17 protein-coding genes and 1 riboswitch are annotated in these 19080 nt (G+C 50.3%); of the genes, 10 read left to right on the top strand and 7 right to left on the bottom strand.

Features of this window, described 5'->3' with window-relative positions:
• Nucleotides 1-38: 38 nt before the first annotated feature.
• A complete protein-coding gene (locus D5E69_RS21835) occupies nucleotides 39-539 on the bottom strand; it encodes a GNAT family N-acetyltransferase (RefSeq protein ID WP_053072143.1) in 501 nt (166 codons plus the stop codon).
• Between the two features lie 221 nt (nucleotides 540-760).
• Between D5E69_RS21835 and D5E69_RS21830 the strand changes: the two genes are divergently transcribed.
• Together D5E69_RS21830 and D5E69_RS21825 are read left to right on the top strand one after the other, a co-directional pair.
• Nucleotides 761-1390 (top strand): GntR family transcriptional regulator, encoded by a 630-nt coding sequence (locus D5E69_RS21830; protein WP_053072144.1) that lies wholly within the window; start codon nucleotides 761-763, stop codon nucleotides 1388-1390.
• Nucleotides 1391-1584: 194 nt separating this feature from the next.
• A complete protein-coding gene (locus D5E69_RS21825; protein ID WP_048004706.1) occupies nucleotides 1585-2340 on the top strand; it encodes an SDR family NAD(P)-dependent oxidoreductase in 756 nt (251 codons plus the stop codon).
• Nucleotides 2341-2389: 49 nt separating this feature from the next.
• Here D5E69_RS21825 and D5E69_RS21820 read toward each other — a convergent pair whose 3' ends face one another.
• The 5 genes from D5E69_RS21820 to pepT all read right to left on the bottom strand — a co-directional run bounded on the left by D5E69_RS21820 (nucleotide 2390) and on the right by pepT (nucleotide 7685).
• Nucleotides 2390-2854, bottom strand: coding sequence for a FixH family protein (locus D5E69_RS21820; protein WP_159130248.1), 465 nt, complete (start codon nucleotides 2852-2854; stop codon nucleotides 2390-2392).
• A gap of 15 nt (nucleotides 2855-2869) precedes the next feature.
• The gene (locus tag D5E69_RS21815; protein ID WP_048015660.1) at nucleotides 2870-4213 is read right to left on the bottom strand and encodes a PepSY-associated TM helix domain-containing protein; all 1344 of its coding nucleotides are present in this window, start codon (nucleotides 4211-4213) and stop codon (nucleotides 2870-2872) included.
• A 15-nt stretch (nucleotides 4214-4228) separates the two neighbouring features.
• A complete protein-coding gene (locus D5E69_RS21810; RefSeq protein ID WP_048004709.1) occupies nucleotides 4229-4792 on the bottom strand; it encodes a DeoR family transcriptional regulator in 564 nt (187 codons plus the stop codon).
• Nucleotides 4793-4944: 152 nt separating this feature from the next.
• Complete coding sequence (locus D5E69_RS21805; protein ID WP_159130247.1) at nucleotides 4945-6342, bottom strand: RQC-minor-2 family DNA-binding protein; 1398 nt, start codon at nucleotides 6340-6342, stop codon at nucleotides 4945-4947.
• A gap of 110 nt (nucleotides 6343-6452) precedes the next feature.
• A complete protein-coding gene (gene pepT, locus D5E69_RS21800; RefSeq protein ID WP_048012122.1) occupies nucleotides 6453-7685 on the bottom strand; it encodes a peptidase T in 1233 nt (410 codons plus the stop codon).
• 154 nt (nucleotides 7686-7839) lie between these two features.
• Here pepT and D5E69_RS21795 point away from each other — a divergent pair, with 154 nt between their 5' ends.
• From D5E69_RS21795 to D5E69_RS21775, 5 genes are all read left to right on the top strand, one after another.
• A complete protein-coding gene (locus tag D5E69_RS21795; RefSeq protein ID WP_159130246.1) occupies nucleotides 7840-9429 on the top strand; it encodes an ATP-binding protein in 1590 nt (529 codons plus the stop codon).
• On the top strand, nucleotides 9426-10091 hold the full coding sequence (locus tag D5E69_RS21790; RefSeq protein WP_048015662.1) for a response regulator: 666 nt from the start codon (nucleotides 9426-9428) through the stop codon (nucleotides 10089-10091). Before D5E69_RS21795 ends, D5E69_RS21790 begins: the two co-directional genes overlap by 4 nt.
• A gap of 162 nt (nucleotides 10092-10253) precedes the next feature.
• Nucleotides 10254-11261, top strand: a complete 1008-nt coding sequence (locus tag D5E69_RS21785) for a tripartite tricarboxylate transporter substrate binding protein (RefSeq protein WP_063191271.1) — start codon at nucleotides 10254-10256, stop codon at nucleotides 11259-11261.
• A 14-nt stretch (nucleotides 11262-11275) separates the two neighbouring features.
• A complete protein-coding gene (locus tag D5E69_RS21780) occupies nucleotides 11276-11734 on the top strand; it encodes a tripartite tricarboxylate transporter TctB family protein (protein WP_048015663.1) in 459 nt (152 codons plus the stop codon).
• A 24-nt stretch (nucleotides 11735-11758) separates the two neighbouring features.
• Nucleotides 11759-13264, top strand: coding sequence for a tripartite tricarboxylate transporter permease (locus tag D5E69_RS21775; protein ID WP_063191272.1), 1506 nt, complete (start codon nucleotides 11759-11761; stop codon nucleotides 13262-13264).
• 44 nt (nucleotides 13265-13308) lie between these two features.
• Here D5E69_RS21775 and D5E69_RS21770 read toward each other — a convergent pair whose 3' ends face one another.
• The gene (locus D5E69_RS21770) at nucleotides 13309-14226 is read right to left on the bottom strand and encodes a hypothetical protein (RefSeq protein WP_048012119.1); all 918 of its coding nucleotides are present in this window, start codon (nucleotides 14224-14226) and stop codon (nucleotides 13309-13311) included.
• 328 nt (nucleotides 14227-14554) lie between these two features.
• Between D5E69_RS21770 and licT the strand changes: the two genes are divergently transcribed.
• The 3 genes from licT (at nucleotide 14555) to D5E69_RS21755 (ending at nucleotide 18864) form a co-directional block, all read left to right on the top strand.
• Nucleotides 14555-15421 carry a BglG family transcription antiterminator LicT gene (gene licT, locus D5E69_RS21765; RefSeq protein WP_048004717.1) on the top strand — a complete coding sequence of 289 codons (867 nt, stop codon included), beginning with the start codon at nucleotides 14555-14557 and terminating at the stop codon, nucleotides 15419-15421.
• Nucleotides 15422-15541: 120 nt separating this feature from the next.
• A complete protein-coding gene (locus tag D5E69_RS21760; RefSeq protein ID WP_148794443.1) occupies nucleotides 15542-17413 on the top strand; it encodes a beta-glucoside-specific PTS transporter subunit IIABC in 1872 nt (623 codons plus the stop codon).
• Entirely contained in the window at nucleotides 17410-18864 is a 1455-nt protein-coding gene (locus D5E69_RS21755; RefSeq protein WP_159130245.1) for a 6-phospho-beta-glucosidase, read from the top strand. Before D5E69_RS21760 ends, D5E69_RS21755 begins: the two co-directional genes overlap by 4 nt.
• Nucleotides 18865-18945: 81 nt before the next feature.
• A riboswitch (SAM riboswitch) is annotated at nucleotides 18946-19055 on the top strand.
• Nucleotides 19056-19080 lie beyond the last annotated feature (25 nt).

Genomic DNA, 19080 nt, shown 5'->3' with positions numbered 1-19080 from the left:
GCAACACGCACTCATCCGGTGCGTGTTGTTTTTTACGTTTAAAGCTGGATGCCCATTAGTACATTATCCACATACCGGCCGTCGTCGAACTTATACTGTCTGATTTCCCGGCCTTCTTCCACAAATCCGGCTTTTTTGTAGGAGGCGATGGCCCGTTCATTGGTAGCGAAGACACCGAGACAGATCTTTTCGATCTCCTCCTGATCCCTCGCCCAACTGATAAGATGCTGAAGCATGCGTGAACCGAGTCCCCGGTCGCGGTAATCGGGCAGGATGCCGATACCGAATGACCCGTTATGCCTCATGCGCTTCATCCGGCTGCGGTTGAAGAACAGAAAGGCCACGACCTTCCCTTCGGCTTCCGCTACGAAGGTCATTCCGCCAGCTTCGGCCCGGTCGGCCATCTCCTTTACCTGTCCCGCGTGATCGAGGCTGAACTCCTCATCTGTGGTCAGAAAATATTCCTGCTCTGAAATCGTGTTGCGGCGGATGGCGATGATTGCCTCTGCATCTGATTCTGTTGCTTGTCTGATGATCATGATTGTCCTCCTATGGGTATGTACTATTCCGGGATTCTTGGTGTTGAACAGTGAGGCTGCCGGTTTTGGAAATATCTACATCTTTTATTTTGCCATGAAGAGATGAAACAGAAAACAATCATTTTTACTACTTTTAGTGGTATTGTGGGAATCGTCCACCTTGTTTTTCCCACAAAGGTAGGATAGCATTTTCCCAATAGCATAATTATCAGGGGTGTAGCATGAATAGAGTCAATCACGGGAAAGAATCATTGCCTGAGAAGGTGTATCATCATCTGCTTCAACAAATTTTGAACGGCGTCATCAAAGCAGGCGAGAAAATCATAGAAGAGGATGTCGCCAGGGATCTTGGTACGAGCAGGGCTCCTGTCAGGGAGGCGCTTTACCTATTGAAGGTAGACGGCATCGCCGAGCGTATCCCCAGGATCGGGACGATCGTAAAGGATTTCAGTGATAAGGAAATCATCGAATACAACGACGCCGTGATCGGACTGCTTCAATCGGCCATCGAACAGTCACAGCCCAAATGGGATGACACCAACCGCCACAGGCTTCAGGTTTTAGGAGACGAGGCCGACGAGGCTTGCAGGCTGGAAGACGTGCAGTTGTATCAATCGAGAGTGGAACAGCTGATTACCCACGTGTTCATTGTTTCAGATAATAAAGCGTTGATGCGCTTTTACAAAGAAGCCAACCATATCCTGATGGTCTTTGCCCAGGTTAAGTGGACCCGGGAGACGATGAAGAACTTCAATCGGGAGCTGAACGTGTTTACGTCATCCTTGGTTGAAGGGAAGTTCGATGATGCGAAGAAAGCAGTGAAGGTGACCCTTGATCAGGGAGTGATCTGATGACTGGGCACAATCAATATGGAATGGGAAGCAGGTAGGTAGCCTGCTTCTTTGTGTTGTGATGAAGAGTGTGGTTAAAAAGGCTTCCTGCAAAAATATAGTAAATTTGGCGGAGTTAAATTGTCGACAATTTGCATTTTTAGGCGTACAATAAAAGAGTATTACAAATTGTCGACAATACAGGAGGGGTTTTGATGTCAGAGTTAAAAGGTCAAGTTGTCGTAGTTACAGGGGGAGCAAGTGGAATTGGGAAGGAAGCTGCCCTTCAGTTATCCGGGAAAGGCGCATCCATTGTTGTCGCTGACTTTAACGAAAGCGGTGCAAAAGAAGTAGCCGAGCAGATCAATCAAGCGGGAGGAAATGCCGCTCATTATAAAGTAGATGTTTCAAAAGGTGAAGAAATCAAGGCGCTGATCGATTGGACTGCTGAGAAATTCGGCACATTCAACGGAATCTTCAACAATGCCGGTATCGGGTTGGTGAAACCATTCCTTGAAATGGACCCTGAATCGTATCACCGCGTCATCGATGTGGATCAGCACAGCGTTTATTATGGCATGTACTATGGCGCCAGGAAAATGGTGGAGTTGGGTACGACCGGAACGATCGTTAACACGGCATCCATTTATGGAACAGCTGCTGCGGTCGGAAGCTTCAACTACAACGCGGCAAAAGCGGCTGTCGTCATGATGTCCAAATCGGGAGCCCTCGAGCTTGCTGAACACGGCATCCGCGTGGTTGGTGTGGCACCTGGATTCATTGATACACCGATCCTTGGTGATGATCAGGATGCAAAAGATTATCTGGCCGGACAGCATATGCGCGGAGAGTTGATCAAGCCGGAGAAAGTGGCGAGCGTCGTCACCTTCTTATTCACGGATGCGGCCAGCGCCATTAACGGACAAACCATCCCGGTAGAAGATGGGTTCCTGAGCTATAAAATCCGATAAAATATGAAAAGACCGGAAGAAGGCGCACCTTCTTCCGGTCTTTTTGCGTTTAATGATGATGTCCGCTGCCTCCGCTTTGCTGTGGAGCGTTCCCGTTCAGGGCCTCGATATCTGCTTTTGACAGTTCACCGACGGCAAGGGGTTTGGTCGGCATGATGGTGGAGCCGTTACTGCCGGCGTGGACCTTTACATAATACAGCCCTTCTTCCTTCAAGTCTGTCTTGAAGGTATAGAGGCCTTTTCCTTCGTTCTCCGCTTCTTCCATCCCTTGCCGGAAGCTGCCGTCTGCCTTCCATACTTCCACATGGACGAAATTGGCGTTCTCCACTTTTTCCCCGTCCAGGGTGAGGACGATCTTGATCGGTTCCTTACTGGTGTAAGGGTCTGGCAGGGTCACGTCGGCCTCTAGAGGGAATTCCTGCTTGTACAGGTCGGCTGCGTCCTCTTTAGGGGCACATGCCCCCAATAGGAGAAGGATCAGGATAAAAGGCAGTAGTTTCAACAGGTATCTCATAAGTCGTCTCCTTTCTTACGCCGCTCCGAGGAATTCTTTTACCTTGGGTATACGTCTGATGATGAGCCAGTCCAGGAGCCAGACGACGATGAGACTCAATCCTACCAGCGGGAAGATGATCCCGAGTGCGATCATGACGGCGAGGAACGCCCTGAACCTCCAGATGCTTGGTCCCTTCGGTGCGCCCATCTCATGCTTCGGCTTCCGCTTCAGCCACAGATAGAATCCGCTCACGACCACAAGGATGATTCCAAGGCAGATGAGAAGGCTGAGAATCTGATTGAAGATCCCGAACTGTGTCCCTTTGTGCAGGGTGATGCCGAGTGCCACGGCTTTTCCGACAGGACCGTAATGGTCATACCGGTAATCGGCAAGGACCGCACCGGAATACTGATCGATATGGATCGTCAATTCATCCTGCGCCCTGGCAGGAAATGCCGAAAGGGTATACACGCCTGTCGGGTCCTGAGGGATGTACACCGTATAGCTCGGATCAATATCCTGATTGTTGGCGATGTCGACTACGTCGTTGATGGAGAGGGGAGTGTATCCTTCAAGGGCCGATTTGGGAACGTCCAGGTTTTCTGCGCCCCATGGTACTTCAGCGATTTCCTTCGTTTTCAATTCTGATTGAGGTGCACTTCCCGTCCAGACTGATGGAGGGTAGCCTGCGCCTGAATTAGTGACGGCATTCTGGAAGTTCGTCCCCCAGAATCCTGACCACGGCAGTCCCGTCAGGATCAGGAACAGCATCCCTGCTGTGATCCAGAACGCAGGGACGGCATGAAGGTCACGGCGGAAGATTTTCTTCCCTTTATTGAACCGCGGGAACAAGACCCCTGACAGTTTGTCCTTTTTCCGCGGGAACCAGAGAAAGAGTCCCGTTACGATGAGGACGACCGCCCAGCAGGCAGCAAGCTCCACGATCCGGTCGCCAAGTGTACCGGCCATCAATTCTCCGTGGATCTCTTCAATTTTGTTCATGATCCGGTCATCGGCCTTCAGTTCACCGAGGGATTTGCCTGTGTAGGGATCGATGAATACAGTGGATGACCCTTCTTCCGTACTGATGCCCACTTCGCTGGAGCGATCGGCGCTTTCTCCCGGTCGATAGGAGGTTACGGTGGCATCGGGATGAAGTTTTTTCACTTCTTCGATCTGATCGGCAGGTGCGATCTTGTCACCTTGGGGCTGGACATCGTAGTACTGGTTGTACAGAACACCCTCGATCTGCGGTTTGAAGAGATAAATCGAACCGGTCACCGCCAAAATGAATAGAAAGGGAGCGAAGATGACCCCTGCGTAGAAATGCCATCTCCAGATCGTTTGATAAGGAGATTTTTTAGATTGGTTTTTCATATGTAGACTCCTTTGTTATGAGTGACAGCAGCCATTCCCTTGCATCGTATCCGAAATGGCATGAATGGCCTCTTCGAATGAATGTAAGTTGCCGCCGAATCCAGTTTGGAATTTTTCTGCGTGCAGGGGTGAACCGAAGGCCATGACCTGTGGCTGACAGCAGTTCAGATTCACCTCGGCCCCAATGAGGAACGTGGCGGTCTTGGCACTGATTGTCGCATCCGTCAAAAAATCACGGCACAGGATCTGCACGACCTCATCACGGATATCGTTGAAGCGGAGGAGCCCGCAATGTGGACAGCAAGTTTGTTCAACACGGTGATTCGTCTTCACGATCTGCACGGAGTGTCTCGTTCCGATGGACTTCATGCAAAGGCTGCACCCGTTCGCAGGCACGTCTTGGATAGATGCGATCCCGTTAGAGGTCTTCTGTACTCTTCCTTCATCCACTAGAGGTTTGATATCCCGATAAACCGTCATCTCGGAGACACCGAGGCGCTCGCTCATTTCCGATACCTTCAAGGTTTCTTCCTCTTCAAGCCACATCAGGATCTGTTGGCGGCGTTCAATGGGAAGCATATGATCACTCCTTTTCATTCCTAATTTAAGGGTATGGGAGAAAAGGATGTGGAACAAGAAAAATGTTGATGAAAAATGTGAAAATATGTTGTCGTGTAACAAAGAAGACAAACAAACTTCTTTTTTTCCACACAAAGAAGAGCGGCGCACGCTCATGCTCCGCTCTTCTTCCATTGAATCATAGCTTGTGTGATATACTTCGCCGGCCATGAGGAGAGCATGCCGAAAATCGATGTTTCATTCAGCTCCATGCGCCTGATCTTGCTGGTGGCCTCTCCCTTTAACAATTGAACAAGCAGGTGGATGGGAATGTCTTTCGAACCGGGAGTGCCATTAATCTCTTCCGTCATTCCACGGGTGAGCTCATACCCTTTGACCTCTACCATCACATCATCCGGTGATGGGCGGTATTCCTGCGCTTTTTCTTCAAGATAGGAAAGGTGGTCTTCCAGTGTCTGCTGAAGATCTTCTCCTTCCCAGTTCATCTTAAGCAGTGAAATATCAGGAATATGGACACGGGACAGGCTCATTACATCTGGTTCCACATAGGTATCAGACAAGCTACATTCCTTTAAGGATTGATAGATGGAAAGGATGGGATGGGAGGCTGCACGTCCCCGAAGTTGTTCTTCAAGATCCCATGCCCGTTCGATTATGCCCTCAAAAGGTGTTAACGCTGCCTTAAGGTCTTGGAGGCGGCGGATTGCGTTCACGACGTCTGTTGTTTTTTCAGCCATGGCATTGAACTGCCTTTCGATGGTGGCGATGCGTTTACGCGCCTGCTCCATATTGACCTCGGTCGGCAGGGTCACACGGTCTGTTTCCGGAGAATAGTCGATTGTGTAGTTGCACTCATGACAGGTACAGGAGAGGACGCCTTCCTTCGCTTTCAGGACAAGCTCTTTCTCATGAGCGCACATGTCCCAGCGCCAATGGGGAGGAACGCTTCTATAGGGGCGAAGGACGATCTCCACCCGGTGTCTCCAGAAGGCCACATCCTCCGGTGAATTCAACAGGCCGAGAAGGGAAGAGGTATTAAGGACTTCCACTGCCTGAACGACGTCCTGTTTAGTACGTGCCAACCGGATGAAAGGATGCCGGGAATAGGCCGACCGGATCGACTCCAGCCACTCGTTCCTCTCCCGCTGCTGAAGGATGGCGGCGAACGAGTAATCAGTCATCACACGTTGCACATGATCCCCCAGCTCTTGAGCAGAAAGGGTTTCATATTCCACGGTATAAAAGGATTCCTTTTCTATGGGTAGCCCCCGCTGGTCGGAATGCTTTTTCCACAGGAAGGATTCAGGTTTGATGAGATGGGGATAGAGCTCTTCCTTTCGATAGATCGGGACGGGGAGTCGCGTACCACTGATGTCCGGAAAGAAAGCCTGTATGATATTTCCCTGCTCGATGATCCCATCGACCGCGTGTTGAAGGCGGCTCAGGATAGCCCGCTGCTTCTTATGTCCGATGGACCTGACTTCAGGGAATTTCCTGCCGACGGGAATGATCAGGAGGGAGGGATAGTCATTTAATTCAACATATCTCATAATGGGTCACCTCGTCTTAGTCTGTATCCCACATTATAATTTCCTGTCTTGCCGGAAGCGAATGTGCATGTGCAAAAAAAGAGCAGTCCTGTTCAAGGACTGCTCTGATCTTATGCTTCTTCAGCGAATAGACGGGCGATTTCCACGATGACGTTCACCGATTTCTCCATATTGTCCACGGAGATGAATTCGAACTTTCCGTGGAAGTTCTCTCCGCCTGTGAAGATATTCGGGGTCGGGAGTCCCATGTAGGAAAGCTGGGAACCGTCTGTTCCGCCGCGGATCGGCTCGACGATCGGGACGATGCCGTGGTTGGTCATGGCTTTATATGCCGTATCGACAATGAATTTCACGGGCTCGATCTTCTCGCGCATGTTGTAATACTGATCTTTCAAGGAGAGGGAAACGCGCTCTTCCCCGTATGTTTCCTGAAGTTCTTTCACGATGGAGGTCATAAGCTCCTTCCGCGCGGTGAATTTCTCGCGGTCGAAATCCCTGATGATATACGTGAGGGTCGTCTTTTCCACATCGCCCTCAAAGGAGAGGAGGTGGAAGAAGCCTTCATATCCTTCCGTATACTCAGGTGCTTCCTCTCTAGGCAGTCTGCTCTGGAGCTCCATGGCGATCTTCATGGAATTGACCATCTTGCCTTTGGCCGTCCCCGGATGGATGTTCGTCCCGTTGATGGTGATAACGGCACCTGCCGCGCTGAAGCTTTCGTATTGCAGCTCACCGAGTGGGCCTCCGTCGACGGTATAGGCATACTGTGCATTGAATCGCTCTACGTCGAATCGATGAGGGCCGCGTCCGATCTCTTCATCCGGTGTGAAGGCGACACGGATCCGTCCGTGTTCAATTTCAGGGTGTTTTACGAGGTAGTCCATGGCGGTCATGATCTCGGCGATGCCGGCTTTATTATCGGCACCAAGGAGCGTCGTTCCATCCGTTGTGATCAAGGTATGGCCATGATAGTTTCCGAGGTTCGGAAATTCATGGGGTGATAGCGTGACGCCTCGGTCCTCATTCAGGACGATCTCGCCTCCGTCATATTCTTCATGAATCTGCGGATTGACATTCTTCCCGGTAAAGTCCGTCGCCGTATCCACATGCGCCAGGAATCCGATTGTTGGTACATCCTTTTTCGTATTGGCTGGCAGGGTGGCCATCACATATCCAAAGTCGTCCATGGAGGCATCGCTCAACCCGATCGACTTCAACTCTTCAACAAGCTTTTTCCCGAGTTCGAGCTGTCCGGGAGTGGAGGGGCAAGATTCATTTTGTTCGTTGGACTGGGTATCCATTTTCACATAGGACGTAAAGCGTTCAATGATTTCCTGCTTCAATGTTCATTTCCCCTTTCGATTATGTACTCCTACCATTATATCAAACTGTGTCCTTTGAAGCGGGGAAGGAGTCTTCCGCTAAATGTCTCCTTTTCTATTATTCCATAAAGTGTTAGAATTTTCTGCATCGGGGTGATGCGGGAGGGATGCAGATATGGAGAACAGATGGCCCCTCGAGCGGAAGATCATGGTGCTGGTCTGTACGCTGATCACGATCATCATGCTGATGGTGACGGTGGTGTATATGTATTTTGAGCGCAAGCAGGCACAGGACATCGTCGGCCAGCAGGCCCTTACAACGGCATTGACCGTATCAGAGATCCCGGTCGTGAAACGGGTGCTAAGTGAAAATGCAAACGCTTCAGATATGCAGCGCGTGGTAGAAACAATCCGAGAGAAATCAGGTGCCGAGTTCATCGTCATAGGCGATGTGGATGGCATCCGCTACACCCATCCCACAAGGGAAAAGATCGGGAAGGCAATGGTCGGCGGCGACAACGATGAGGCACTGATCAATGGGAAAAGCTATGTTTCCATGGCTGAAGGATCCATCGGGGAATCGGTCCGTGGAAAAACGCCGATCGTCAATGAAGCAGGTGAGATCATCGGTGTTGTATCGGTTGGATTCCTCCTCTCGGAAATCGACTCCACCTATCAGGAAGGATTGATCGGCATCCTTTTGTGGCTCCTGTTCATCTTTATGATTGGGGTCGGAGGGAGTCTTATGCTGACCCGAAATATACGGAAAGACACATTCGGACTCGAGCCTTATCAGATTGCCAGGATCTACAAGGAGAGGGGGGCCGTGCTTGAAGCGATCAGTGAAGGGGTCATGGCGACGGATCAGGATGGCCGGGTCACCCTCGTCAACCAGTCGGCAAAAGAGATTCTCGGCATCTCGGAAAATGCAATCGGTCACCCCATCCAAGCTGTCCTTCCGGGGTCCACGATCGCCCGTGTCATGGAACGTGAAGCAGCGGAAGGACAATATGAAACCGTGTATGATGGCCAGCAGCTTGTGGTCCGTTATAAGAGGGTCGACGATGAGGGGCGCTACGGGGGAAAGGTCGCAAGCTTCCAGCGCCGCTCGGAAATACAGGAGCTCATCAGCACGTTATCGGAGGTACAGCAGTACTCCCATGACCTTCGTGCCCAGACCCACGAGTATACAAATAAGCTGTATGCTATATCAGGATGGCTTCAGCTCGGTAAGGTCACGAAAGCGATGGCCTTCATCCATGATGAAACAGGTCAGCAGAAGGCATATGAACGCGTGTTATTCGAGCAGATTCATGATCCGACGATTCAAGCTGTATTGATTGGGAAGCTGTCAAAGGCCTCTGAGAAAAAAATAGCCTTCGCCCTGGATGAGACGAGCTCCATCGAATATGAATGGCCTCAGGATGCCGCCTCCCCCCTGGTGACGATCATAGGGAATATCATCGACAATGCCTTTGAAGCAGTGGTGGGTCAACCGGAACCCTGGGTACAGGTGTATACGACGGATATCGCAGATGATCTGATCCTGGAGGTATCCGATAATGGAAAAGGCATCCCGCCTGAGTTGATGGAACGGATTCATGAGCAGGGATTCACCACAAAAGAAGGCAGCGACAGAGGATTTGGCATGTCCCTCGTCCACGCTTCTCTGCGGGAGCTCGGGGGGAGTTTGGAGATCGCATCCGATGAACAGGAAGGGACGGTCGTGACCGTCTATATTCCGAAAGGAGGAAGTACTCAGTGAAGGTCCTTATTGCAGAAGATGACTACCGTGTAGCAGACATCCATCATCAGTTCCTGGAAAGGGTCGGGGGCCTGCAGGTTCTTGCTTCGGCTACCACTGCGGGGGAAACGCTAAGGCTGGCAGGGGAGCTGAAGCCAGATCTGCTCCTTTTGGATGTGTATCTACCTGACAGTCTTGGAATCAGCATCATCGGCCCTCTAAGGGAACAATGCCCAGATCTTCAGATCATCCTGATTACGGCGGCGACGGACCGGGAGATCCTGACCAAGGCGTTGAATCATGGGGTCGTCGATTACTTGATCAAACCCATTGAGCTCGAACGCCTGTCTGAGGCCGTTTCGCGGGCTGTGCAGACCCGTCATGTCCTAAAGGGAAGCGAGGATGTGAATCAATCCCTCATCGACCGGCTTTTCCAGTCCGAGACGTCTTCTCCCCGGGAGGCTCTTCCGAAAGGAATCGATCAGCTGACGCTTGAAAAGGTCAAGGAGCTTCTGGGACAGCAGGAAGAAGGGATCACGGCGGAAGCCCTCGGGAAACTGTTCGGGGCTTCCCGGACGACTTCCCGCCGGTATCTGGAATACCTTATATCAATCAAAGAAGCGGAAGCAGAGCTCGTGTATGGGATCGTGGGTCGACCGGAAAGGAAATACAAACGAAAATGATCAAAGCGGTTTTGAGAAGGAGAAATCCTTTTCAAAACCGCTTTTTTGTGAACTTTATGAACATAAAAGGCAAAAAGGACTCTAAGAACTTTAAATTGGAAACGGTTACAAAATTGTGAACACCCCGTAAAATGGTTGAAAAATGGCAAGGAGGCGCTAGTGTTGCGAAAACGATTGATTGTACTTATCATATTTGGCCTCATTCTGATGACAGGCTGTTCCCTTCCCGTCCAAAAAGGGTCGGTCAATGCAGATGGAGAATGGGAACCGGACCGCTCCATTGAAGTGATCGCCCCGGCAGGAGCAGGTGGCGGATGGGACACGACCGCCAGGATGATTGCGAAAAGCATTGAAGATGAAAATCTATCAGATCGTAGCTTCGGTGTTGTCAATAAACCGGGCGGCGGGGGAGCAGTAGCCTGGTCGTATATCCACAAGCGGAATGATCCCCATAATATCTTCATCAGCTCACCTCCGTTACACTTTGTAGCACTGAACGGGCAATCCCCTTACGGCTACGAAGATTTCACTCCCATTGCCAATCTGATTGCAGATTACGGAGCATTTGCCGTAAGAGCCGATGCCAAATGGGATACACTCGATGAGCTGTTTGACGATATGAGGAAGGATCCGGAGAGCGTGACAGTCGTCGGAATCTCATCTCCCGGAAGTATGGACCATATTCAATTCATCATGTTCGCCCAAGCGGCAGGTGTGGACATTAGTAAGATTCGATATGTATCAGATCAGGATGGAGGCTCCATGACAGCCGTTCTTAATGGTAGTGTCGATGTCGTCTCGACAGGGGTATCCGATGCCATGGATCAGGCAAGAGCCGAAAAATTAAAGATCCTCGCGGTCACCTCTCCTGAACGACTTTCAGGTGACGAATTCCTCGAAACCCTTCCGACTGCGAAGGAGCAGGGGATCGATGCAGAATTCATCGTATGGCGAGGCTTATTCGGACCGCCCGATATGACCGAAGAACAGATTGCCTATTATGAGGACATTGCAAAAGGTGTATCCGAATCAGAATCCTTTGATAAGGTCAGGAAGGCATACGGCTGGGATGAGCAGTATATGGGAAGTGAAGAATTCAAGTCCTTCCTAGATGATCAAGCGGAAGATCTGACCAAGGTTCTGGATGAACTTGGATTCAAGAGAGATTAGGAGGAGACGGAGAAATGAAAGTAACAGTGAATAAAGGTATTTCCATTGTATTGATGCTTGTATCGGTTACGTATTTGATCATGGCGTTCCTTCTTCCTGAATACCCCTTTGTTCCGGTTGATGCCGATCTGATTCCCAAGATCCTGGGCTTTTGTCTTCTAATTCTATCCGTCTGCTTTTTCTTCAGTAAGGATATAGACACGGAAGACCAAAAGGCCAAACGGGTGATCCCGAGGAAGGAAGTCCTGATGCTTCTGGCCGTCATGGGCCTGGTTCTGATCTATATCACGTTCCTTGAGGTAGCAGGTTTTGTCCTTATGACGACGGCCTTCATCATCGCCTGTTCCAGATTGCTGGGATATAAGAAGTGGGTACCGAATATCTTGACGGCCATCGTCTTCTCCGGCAGTGCCTATAGTCTTTTTAATTATGCTTTATCGATCCGTCTGCCGGCAGGGATCTTGCCATTTTAACCAAGGATAGAAAGGAGTGAACGTATGGGTTCGTTTGATGGATTGCTGCAAGGCTTTCAGATAGCCTTCAGTTTACAAGGAATTATGTTCGTATTTATTGGTGTCTTAATCGGGACGATTATTGGAATGATCCCTGGTCTCGGTCCAATCAGTGCCATCGCAATCATGATCCCCGTTACCTACGGGATGGACCCCACCATTGCCCTCGTCATGATGGCTGGTGTATATTACGGTTCCATGTACGGAGGGTCTACGTCTTCGATCCTTCTGAATGCACCGGGTGTTGCCGGTACGGTGGCAACGGCTTTTGACGGCTACCCTATGGCACAGCAGGGTAAGGCGGGGAAGGCCCTTGCCATTTCCGCCATCGCATCCTTTGTGGGAGGAACGGTCAGCGTTGTTCTTTTGATGCTGTTTGCCCCCGTATTGGCAAGCGTGGCCATCATTTTCGGTCCGCCTGAATACTTTGCCCTCATGCTGCTTGGTTTGACGGCCATATCCAGTCTTTCGGACGGCTCCACCCTCAAGGCGCTTACGTCTGCGGTCCTCGGCTTCATGGTCGTGACCATCGGGATCGATTCCCAAACGGGCACGAGCCGTTTTACCATGGGGAACGTCAACCTTCTCGATGGGATTGATTTTCTGGTCATCGCCCTTGGCGTCTTTGCCCTGGCTGAAGTCTGCTTCCTCATCCTCAACCGCAAGGCGAAGATGAGCGACTTCAAGAATATCGGCAGTTTGAAGCTGTCAAAAGAAGATTTCAAAGAGATGAAAGGCCCGATGACGAGACAATCCTTCATCGGCTTCCTCCTGGGTGTGCTGCCTGGAGCAGGCGCCACCATTTCTTCCTTTGTTGCCTATATTTCCGAGAAGAAGCTTGCGAAGAAACCGGAAGAGTTCGGGAAAGGCTCCATCAAGGGTCTTGCAGCCCCCGAGACGGCAAATAACGCTGCCACGAGCGGGGCGTTCGTACCGCTGCTCAGCCTCGGGATCCCGGGTTCCGGGACGACTGCCGTCATGCTCGGTGCGTTCCTTGTCCTCGGCGTCCAGCCGGGCCCCCTTCTCATGACGGAAAATCCGACGATCTTCTGGGGAGTCATTGCGAGTATGTATGTTGGGAATGTATTCTTGTTGATTCTTAACCTCCCGCTGATCCCATACTTTGTAAAGATCCTTTCTGTACCGCGTCCGCTGCTGATTGCTCTCGTAATCATTTCCAGCTTGGTCGGGGTATATGCCGTCAGCTTCAGTACATTTGATCTTTATTTACTGGTGATCTTCGGGATCATCGGATATCTGATGAGGATCTTTGCCTTCCCTGCTGCCCCCTTCATCCTGGCCTTCATCCTCGGAGGCATGATGGAACAGGCACTGAGGCAATCCTTGACCATATCCGGCGGGAACTGGAGCATCTTCTATACAAGTCCGCTGGCTGTATCCCTCTTTGTTATTGCCATCCTGGCGCTTATCGTTCCGGCTTGGCGTCAGCGAGTGAGGCGGCAAAAGGAAGATACGACTGTGAATATGTAACGAAAAAGAGCCCTTTCCTAATGGGGCTCTTTTCTGTGTTTGCGTCACTCTTCGGATAGCGTATAGTTCACCCGTGCGAACAGGTTATTCACTTCCTGCCTTGTTTGATCGTAGAGGGCCTTGAATTCTTCTTTATCCTGCTCGGGCTTTTGATAGAGTCCCAGTTTTCCCCACAGGGCATGGACCGTACGTATACTTTCGTATAACTCATAATCCAGTGGCGTCTGGGGAGACGGGAAAAGCACCATCGGATCACCGATTCGCTTGAACTCTGCCTGAGCCGTCTTGAATTGTTCCGTATCGTACTCATCCTGTTCGATGGCATACTGGAGATAGTTCATGGGAACCGATAGCAGGATGGTCATCTGGATGATGCCACGTTCCATATTGGTTGCTTCCTCCCATGATCTGTATTCGATCCCTTCCTTTCCTTGAAGCTGAACGGGAGGATGGTCGATAAAAAGCTGATAGGCGATTTCAATCTCTTCTGGATCCTGGAGCTTATAGGAAAGATTTTCGGAAAGATCAATGAAGGTATCGCTGTAGTTCATCACATTATCTATATTACCCGTACGCATGATGCGTATGGGATCCTCATCCAGGTCGAATCGGATCATATTGTTCTCATCCGTGAAGTCCCGGGCAAGCTCCTTATCGGTATGCACATGTTTGAAATTTCCATCCTCTCCGTATGGGGATTCCATAGGGACTGTCGGGATCTTCAACTCTTCCGGTGTCAGCTCGTCGAAGGTTTTCAGCGGCTGCTCTTGCTCCGGCTCATCCGTCTCCGCTGTTGAAGCGCTTGTTTCCTTTTCATTTGTAGCCTTCTCCGCTTCTGAAACATTTGCCTTTTTTTCATCGGATGCAGCTTCAGTCTTTGAAGCTGTCTCTTTCTTTTCACCCAATCCGCAGGCGGTCAGCAACACGCATGCCACCAGGATCACCATCCATTTCTTTACCATCGAATTCCCTCCTGTGTTCTTGATCCTCCAGGACCCTGTTAATATGGAATATAGTGTAAAAAACCAACATCTTTCCTTTTATACCCAGATTCCCAAAAAGAAAACGCTCTGTGGAAGAGGTGGGATATATAAAACTAGTAAAAAGGATTGACATCCTTAAAGACCTGTGGCAAAATAAAGTAACCGTTTACAACTAACGATATAAAACAGGATTGTTACTGCTTCGGGCAGGCAAAACCTAAATTTGCTGGTTACCTTTTGAGGTGACGTGTGGGCAGATTTGGGTTATTTTTGTTTCAGGGAATATGGATGGACGGGGCGAAGAGATATGGAGATTAGTAAAGTCATCAATAATAATGTGGTCCTGACCCACGACGATCAAGGGAAAGAACTGGTGGTCATGGGACGGGGACTGGCCTTCAAGAAGCGGCCGGGCGATCAGGTGGATACCGGACTGGTGGAGAAGACCTTCGTACTTGAGGGAGAAGGCGTATCTGCCAAACTTGCAGAGCTTTTGGCAGACGTGTCGGAGAAGTATCTCGTACTCTCTGAGAAAATCATGACGATGGCTGCGATGAAGCTCGGGGTCAAGCTGGATGACTATCTGTATGTCGCCTTGACCGACCATTTGAGCTTTGCCATCACCCGCTACAAGCAAGGAATCAAGCTTCAGAATGCTCTCGCATGGGAGATCAAGAAGTACTACCGGAAAGAATACCAAACCGCACTTGAGGCACTGACGATCATCGAGGAAGAGACAGGGATCATGATGGATGAGAATGAGGCTGCGTCCATTGCCATGCACCTTGTGAACAGTCAAGTGTCTGGTGAAGGGCTTGAATCCATCTCCAAAGTCGTGACGACGGTCAACGATATCTTGACCATCGTCAAGTATCACTTCAATGTGACACTCGATGAAGAATCCATGAATTACGAGCGCTTTCTCACCCATCTCCGCTTCTTTGCATGGAGGCTCATGAAAAAGGAGCAGATCGTCGAGGAGCAGAATGACGACTTTTTCTATCAGCAGGTCGAGCGTCAATATCCACAGGCATTCGAGTGCTCAGGGAAGATTGCCGTCTACATCCAGAAGGAGCTCCACTGGGTATTATCAAAAGACGAACGCATATACCTCACACTTCATATCCATCGCGTGACATCACGTCATGCGATGCAGCATAGTCCAAGAGGATAGTTACTGGTCAAGCAGGCTAAACCTAGGTGACAGCAAGGGAAAAACATTGTTTTTTCTTTGCCGTTGTCTAGGTTTTTCTTTTTAAAAAATCAATGCTTTTAAATAAAGGAGGTTTTCACAATGGATTTCGCAAAAACAGCAGAACTGATCATCCGCCATATCGGCGGGGAACAAAATGTCGCCTCGCTCGTGCATTGTGCCACAAGGCTCAGGTTCAAACTGAATCAGCGTGAAAAAGCAGACAAAAAGGCCATCATGGCACTTGATGGTGTAGTCACCGTCATGGAAAGCGGCGGTCAATTCCAAGTAGTCATCGGAAATGACGTCTCCCACGTCTACCGTGAGATCGGGAAACAAACATCCCTCCTATCGGATACGTCTTCAAAACAGACGGACGGAGAAGGGGATAAAGGATCTGCAGTCGGCAGAGTCATCGATATCATTGCTGGGATCTTCACACCGCTTCTTGGCATCATGGCCGGCGCAGGTGTTCTGAAGGGGGTCCTTCAGATTTTGACGAGCACCGGGGTGATGACTCCGGATAATACGACGTATATCATTCTATATGCTGCAGCGGACAGCCTATTTTACTTCTTGCCTGTGTTGTTAGCGTTTACAGCCGCGAGGAAATTTGATGCGAACCCATTCATTGCCGCTACGATTGCCGGGGCGTTGATCTATCCGTCCATCATTGAACTTGCCAACGGGAACGTTGAAACCACGTTCTTCGGCATCCCTGTCGTGATGATGAAATACTCATCAACTGTCATCCCGATCATCCTGGCGGTCCTCGTCATGGGGTATTTCGAGCGATTCCTTAACCGCAGGATCCATCAGTCCGTGCGTACATTCATTACGCCATTTGTCTTGTTGGTTACGATCCTGCCGTTGACGCTTCTCGCCTTTGGACCGTTCGGTGTGTATGTGGGGAATGGAATTGCAGCAGGCATCCTCTATGTATTCTCACTGAGCCCGATCATTGCCGGTGCCATTGTCGCCATGTCCTGGCAGGTACTTGTCATCTTCGGTGTTCACTGGGGGATCATTCCGATCTTCATCAACAATATTACCGTACAAGGCTATGATAACGTCAAGCCTGTAACCGCTCCGGCTATCTTTGCACAAGCAGGGGCAGCCCTTGGTGTCATGCTGAAGACGAAGAACAAAAAACTGAAGGCCCTCTCTGGTTCGACTGCGATCACCGGTCTATTCGGGATCACGGAACCAATCGTATACGGTGTCACCCTGCCGCTGAAAAAGCCATTCATCATGGCCACGATCAGTGCAGGTGTCGGGGGAGCCATCGTCGGCTATTCCCAAAGCGCCGCCATCGCTACGGGCCCTCCGGGATTATTGACCCTCCCGATCTTCTATGGCGAAGGCTTCATCGGCTTGATCATCGGGATCTCTGTATCCTTTATCTTGTCCATTGCCCTTACGTATATTGTCGGCTTTAAGGATCCCGTGGAAGAAGGGACGGACCAGGAAGTTCCTACTGATCAACACGTCACGCCATCTTCCACTATCGGCGCCGTCAGCCCGCTGACAGGCATCGTGATGCCCCTGTCTGACGTCAAAGATGCCGCCTTCTCTACAGAAGCCCTTGGAAAAGGAGTCGCCATCCTTCCGACAGAAGGCAAGCTGTACTCTCCGGTCACGGGTGTGATTGGCACCTTGTTCCCATCGAAGCACGCCGTCGGGATTGTAGGAGACGATGGAGCAGAGATCCTCGTCCATGTGGGTCTCAACACCGTCCAGCTGAATGGTGAGCATTTCACCGCACATATCGCCCAGGGGGACCGCGTCGAAGCGGGTCAGCTCCTTGTGGAATTCGATGTGAAGGCGATCCAGGAAGCCGGGTATGACCTGTCCACGCCGATCGTCGTGACCAATACGAATGAATTCATGGACGTCCTCTCAGAAGAACCGGGGGACATCAAAGCAGGAGCACGCCTGCTATCTTATATGAAAGAAAAGGAGCGAGTATCATGACAACGACTACATTTCCAAAATCCTTCCTTTGGGGAGGGGCCATTGCAGCAAACCAAGCAGAAGGAGGATACCGCGAAGGCGGGAAGGGGTTGACCAACGTCGACCTCCTTCCACGCGGTGAAGAGAGATTCTCCTATATGAAAGGGAATATCCCACACCTGGAACTTCAAGATGACCTTTACTACCCGTCACATGAAGCCATTGATTTTTATCATCGCTACAAAGAAGATATCAAGCTGTTTGCCGAGATGGGCTTTACATGCCTTCGGGTGTCTGTATCTTGGGCAAGGATCTTCCCGAACGGGAACGACGCTGAGCCGAATGAAGAAGGATTGACATTCTATGAAAACCTCTTCGCAGAGCTCAAAGCGAACGGAATCGAACCCGTTGTAACCATCGCCCATTTCGATGTGCCTGTCCATCTGATTGAAACGTTCGGAAGCTGGAAGGGCCGTGATCTCGTCGAATTCTACGAAACGTATGCCCGCACTCTTTTCAATCGTTTTAAAGGAACCGTGAAATATTGGATGACGTTCAATGAAATCAATATGCTTTTCCATCTGCCTTTCCTTGGGGCAGGAATCGTGTTCAAAGAAGGTGAAAACCGGGATCAGGTCCTCTATCAGGCTGCTCATCATCAGCTTGTCGCTAGTGCCCTTGCCGTGAAGGCACTCCATGAGATCGATCCGGAGGCACAGATCGGGTGCATGCTGGCCGCAGGTGTCACGTATCCGTACTCCTGTAATCCGGAAGATATCTGGGCGGGAATCGAACGTGATCGCGAATCCTACTTCTTCATCGACGTTCAGTCCCGTGGAGCGTATCCGGGCTATGCGAAGCGCTTCTTCCGGGAGCAGGAGTGGGATCTCCAGATGGAAGAAGGAGATGAAGACATCCTCAAGGCTCATACGGTGGATTACATCGGATTCAGCTATTACTCCAGCCGCACGATCAGCCGTGATCCCGAAATCCTCGGGAAGATGACGGCAGGCAATGTGTTCCCTTCGGTCAAAAATCCTCATTTGAAAACATCGGAATGGGGATGGACGATCGATCCAAAAGGGATCCGGATTACGGCCAATCAATTGTATGATCGCTATCAAAAACCATTATTCGTCGTGGAAAACGGCCTCGGAGCCATCGACGAGCCCGGCGCAGATGGGGAAATCAACGATGCCTATCGAATCGATTATCTCTCAGCCCATCTCCGCGAGCTGAACGAAGCAATCAAGGACGGAGTCCAACTGCTGGGCTACACATGCTGGGGACCAATCGATATCGTCAGCGCCTCAAGCGGCGAAATGAAAAAACGGTATGGCTATATCCATGTGGACAAAGACAACGAAGGCAATGGCACCCTCAACCGTTCTAAGAAGGCCAGCTTCGACTGGTACAGACAGGTGATCAAGACGAATGGAGCGTCATTGGAGAACGAAACCGTCAAAAGTTGAGCGGTTAATTTCCCTCATCCCATTGACAACAGGAGCTAAATCCTGAATAATTATTATATTGAGAAAATTAAATAGCGATATTCCTTATTAAGAGTGGTGGAGGGACTGGCCCTGTGAAACCCGGCAACCGCTGTTCAAACTTGAACAGAATGGTGCTAAATCCTTGAACGAGATTCGTTCGGAGATGAGGAAGAGACGAGAATCATCAGGCTCTTC

This window comes from Rossellomorea marisflavi (genome assembly GCF_009806575.1).
Taxonomy (GTDB): Bacteria; Bacillota; Bacilli; order Bacillales; family Bacillaceae_B; genus Rossellomorea; species Rossellomorea marisflavi_A.
This window is presented reverse-complemented; position numbering and strand designations above follow the sequence as displayed.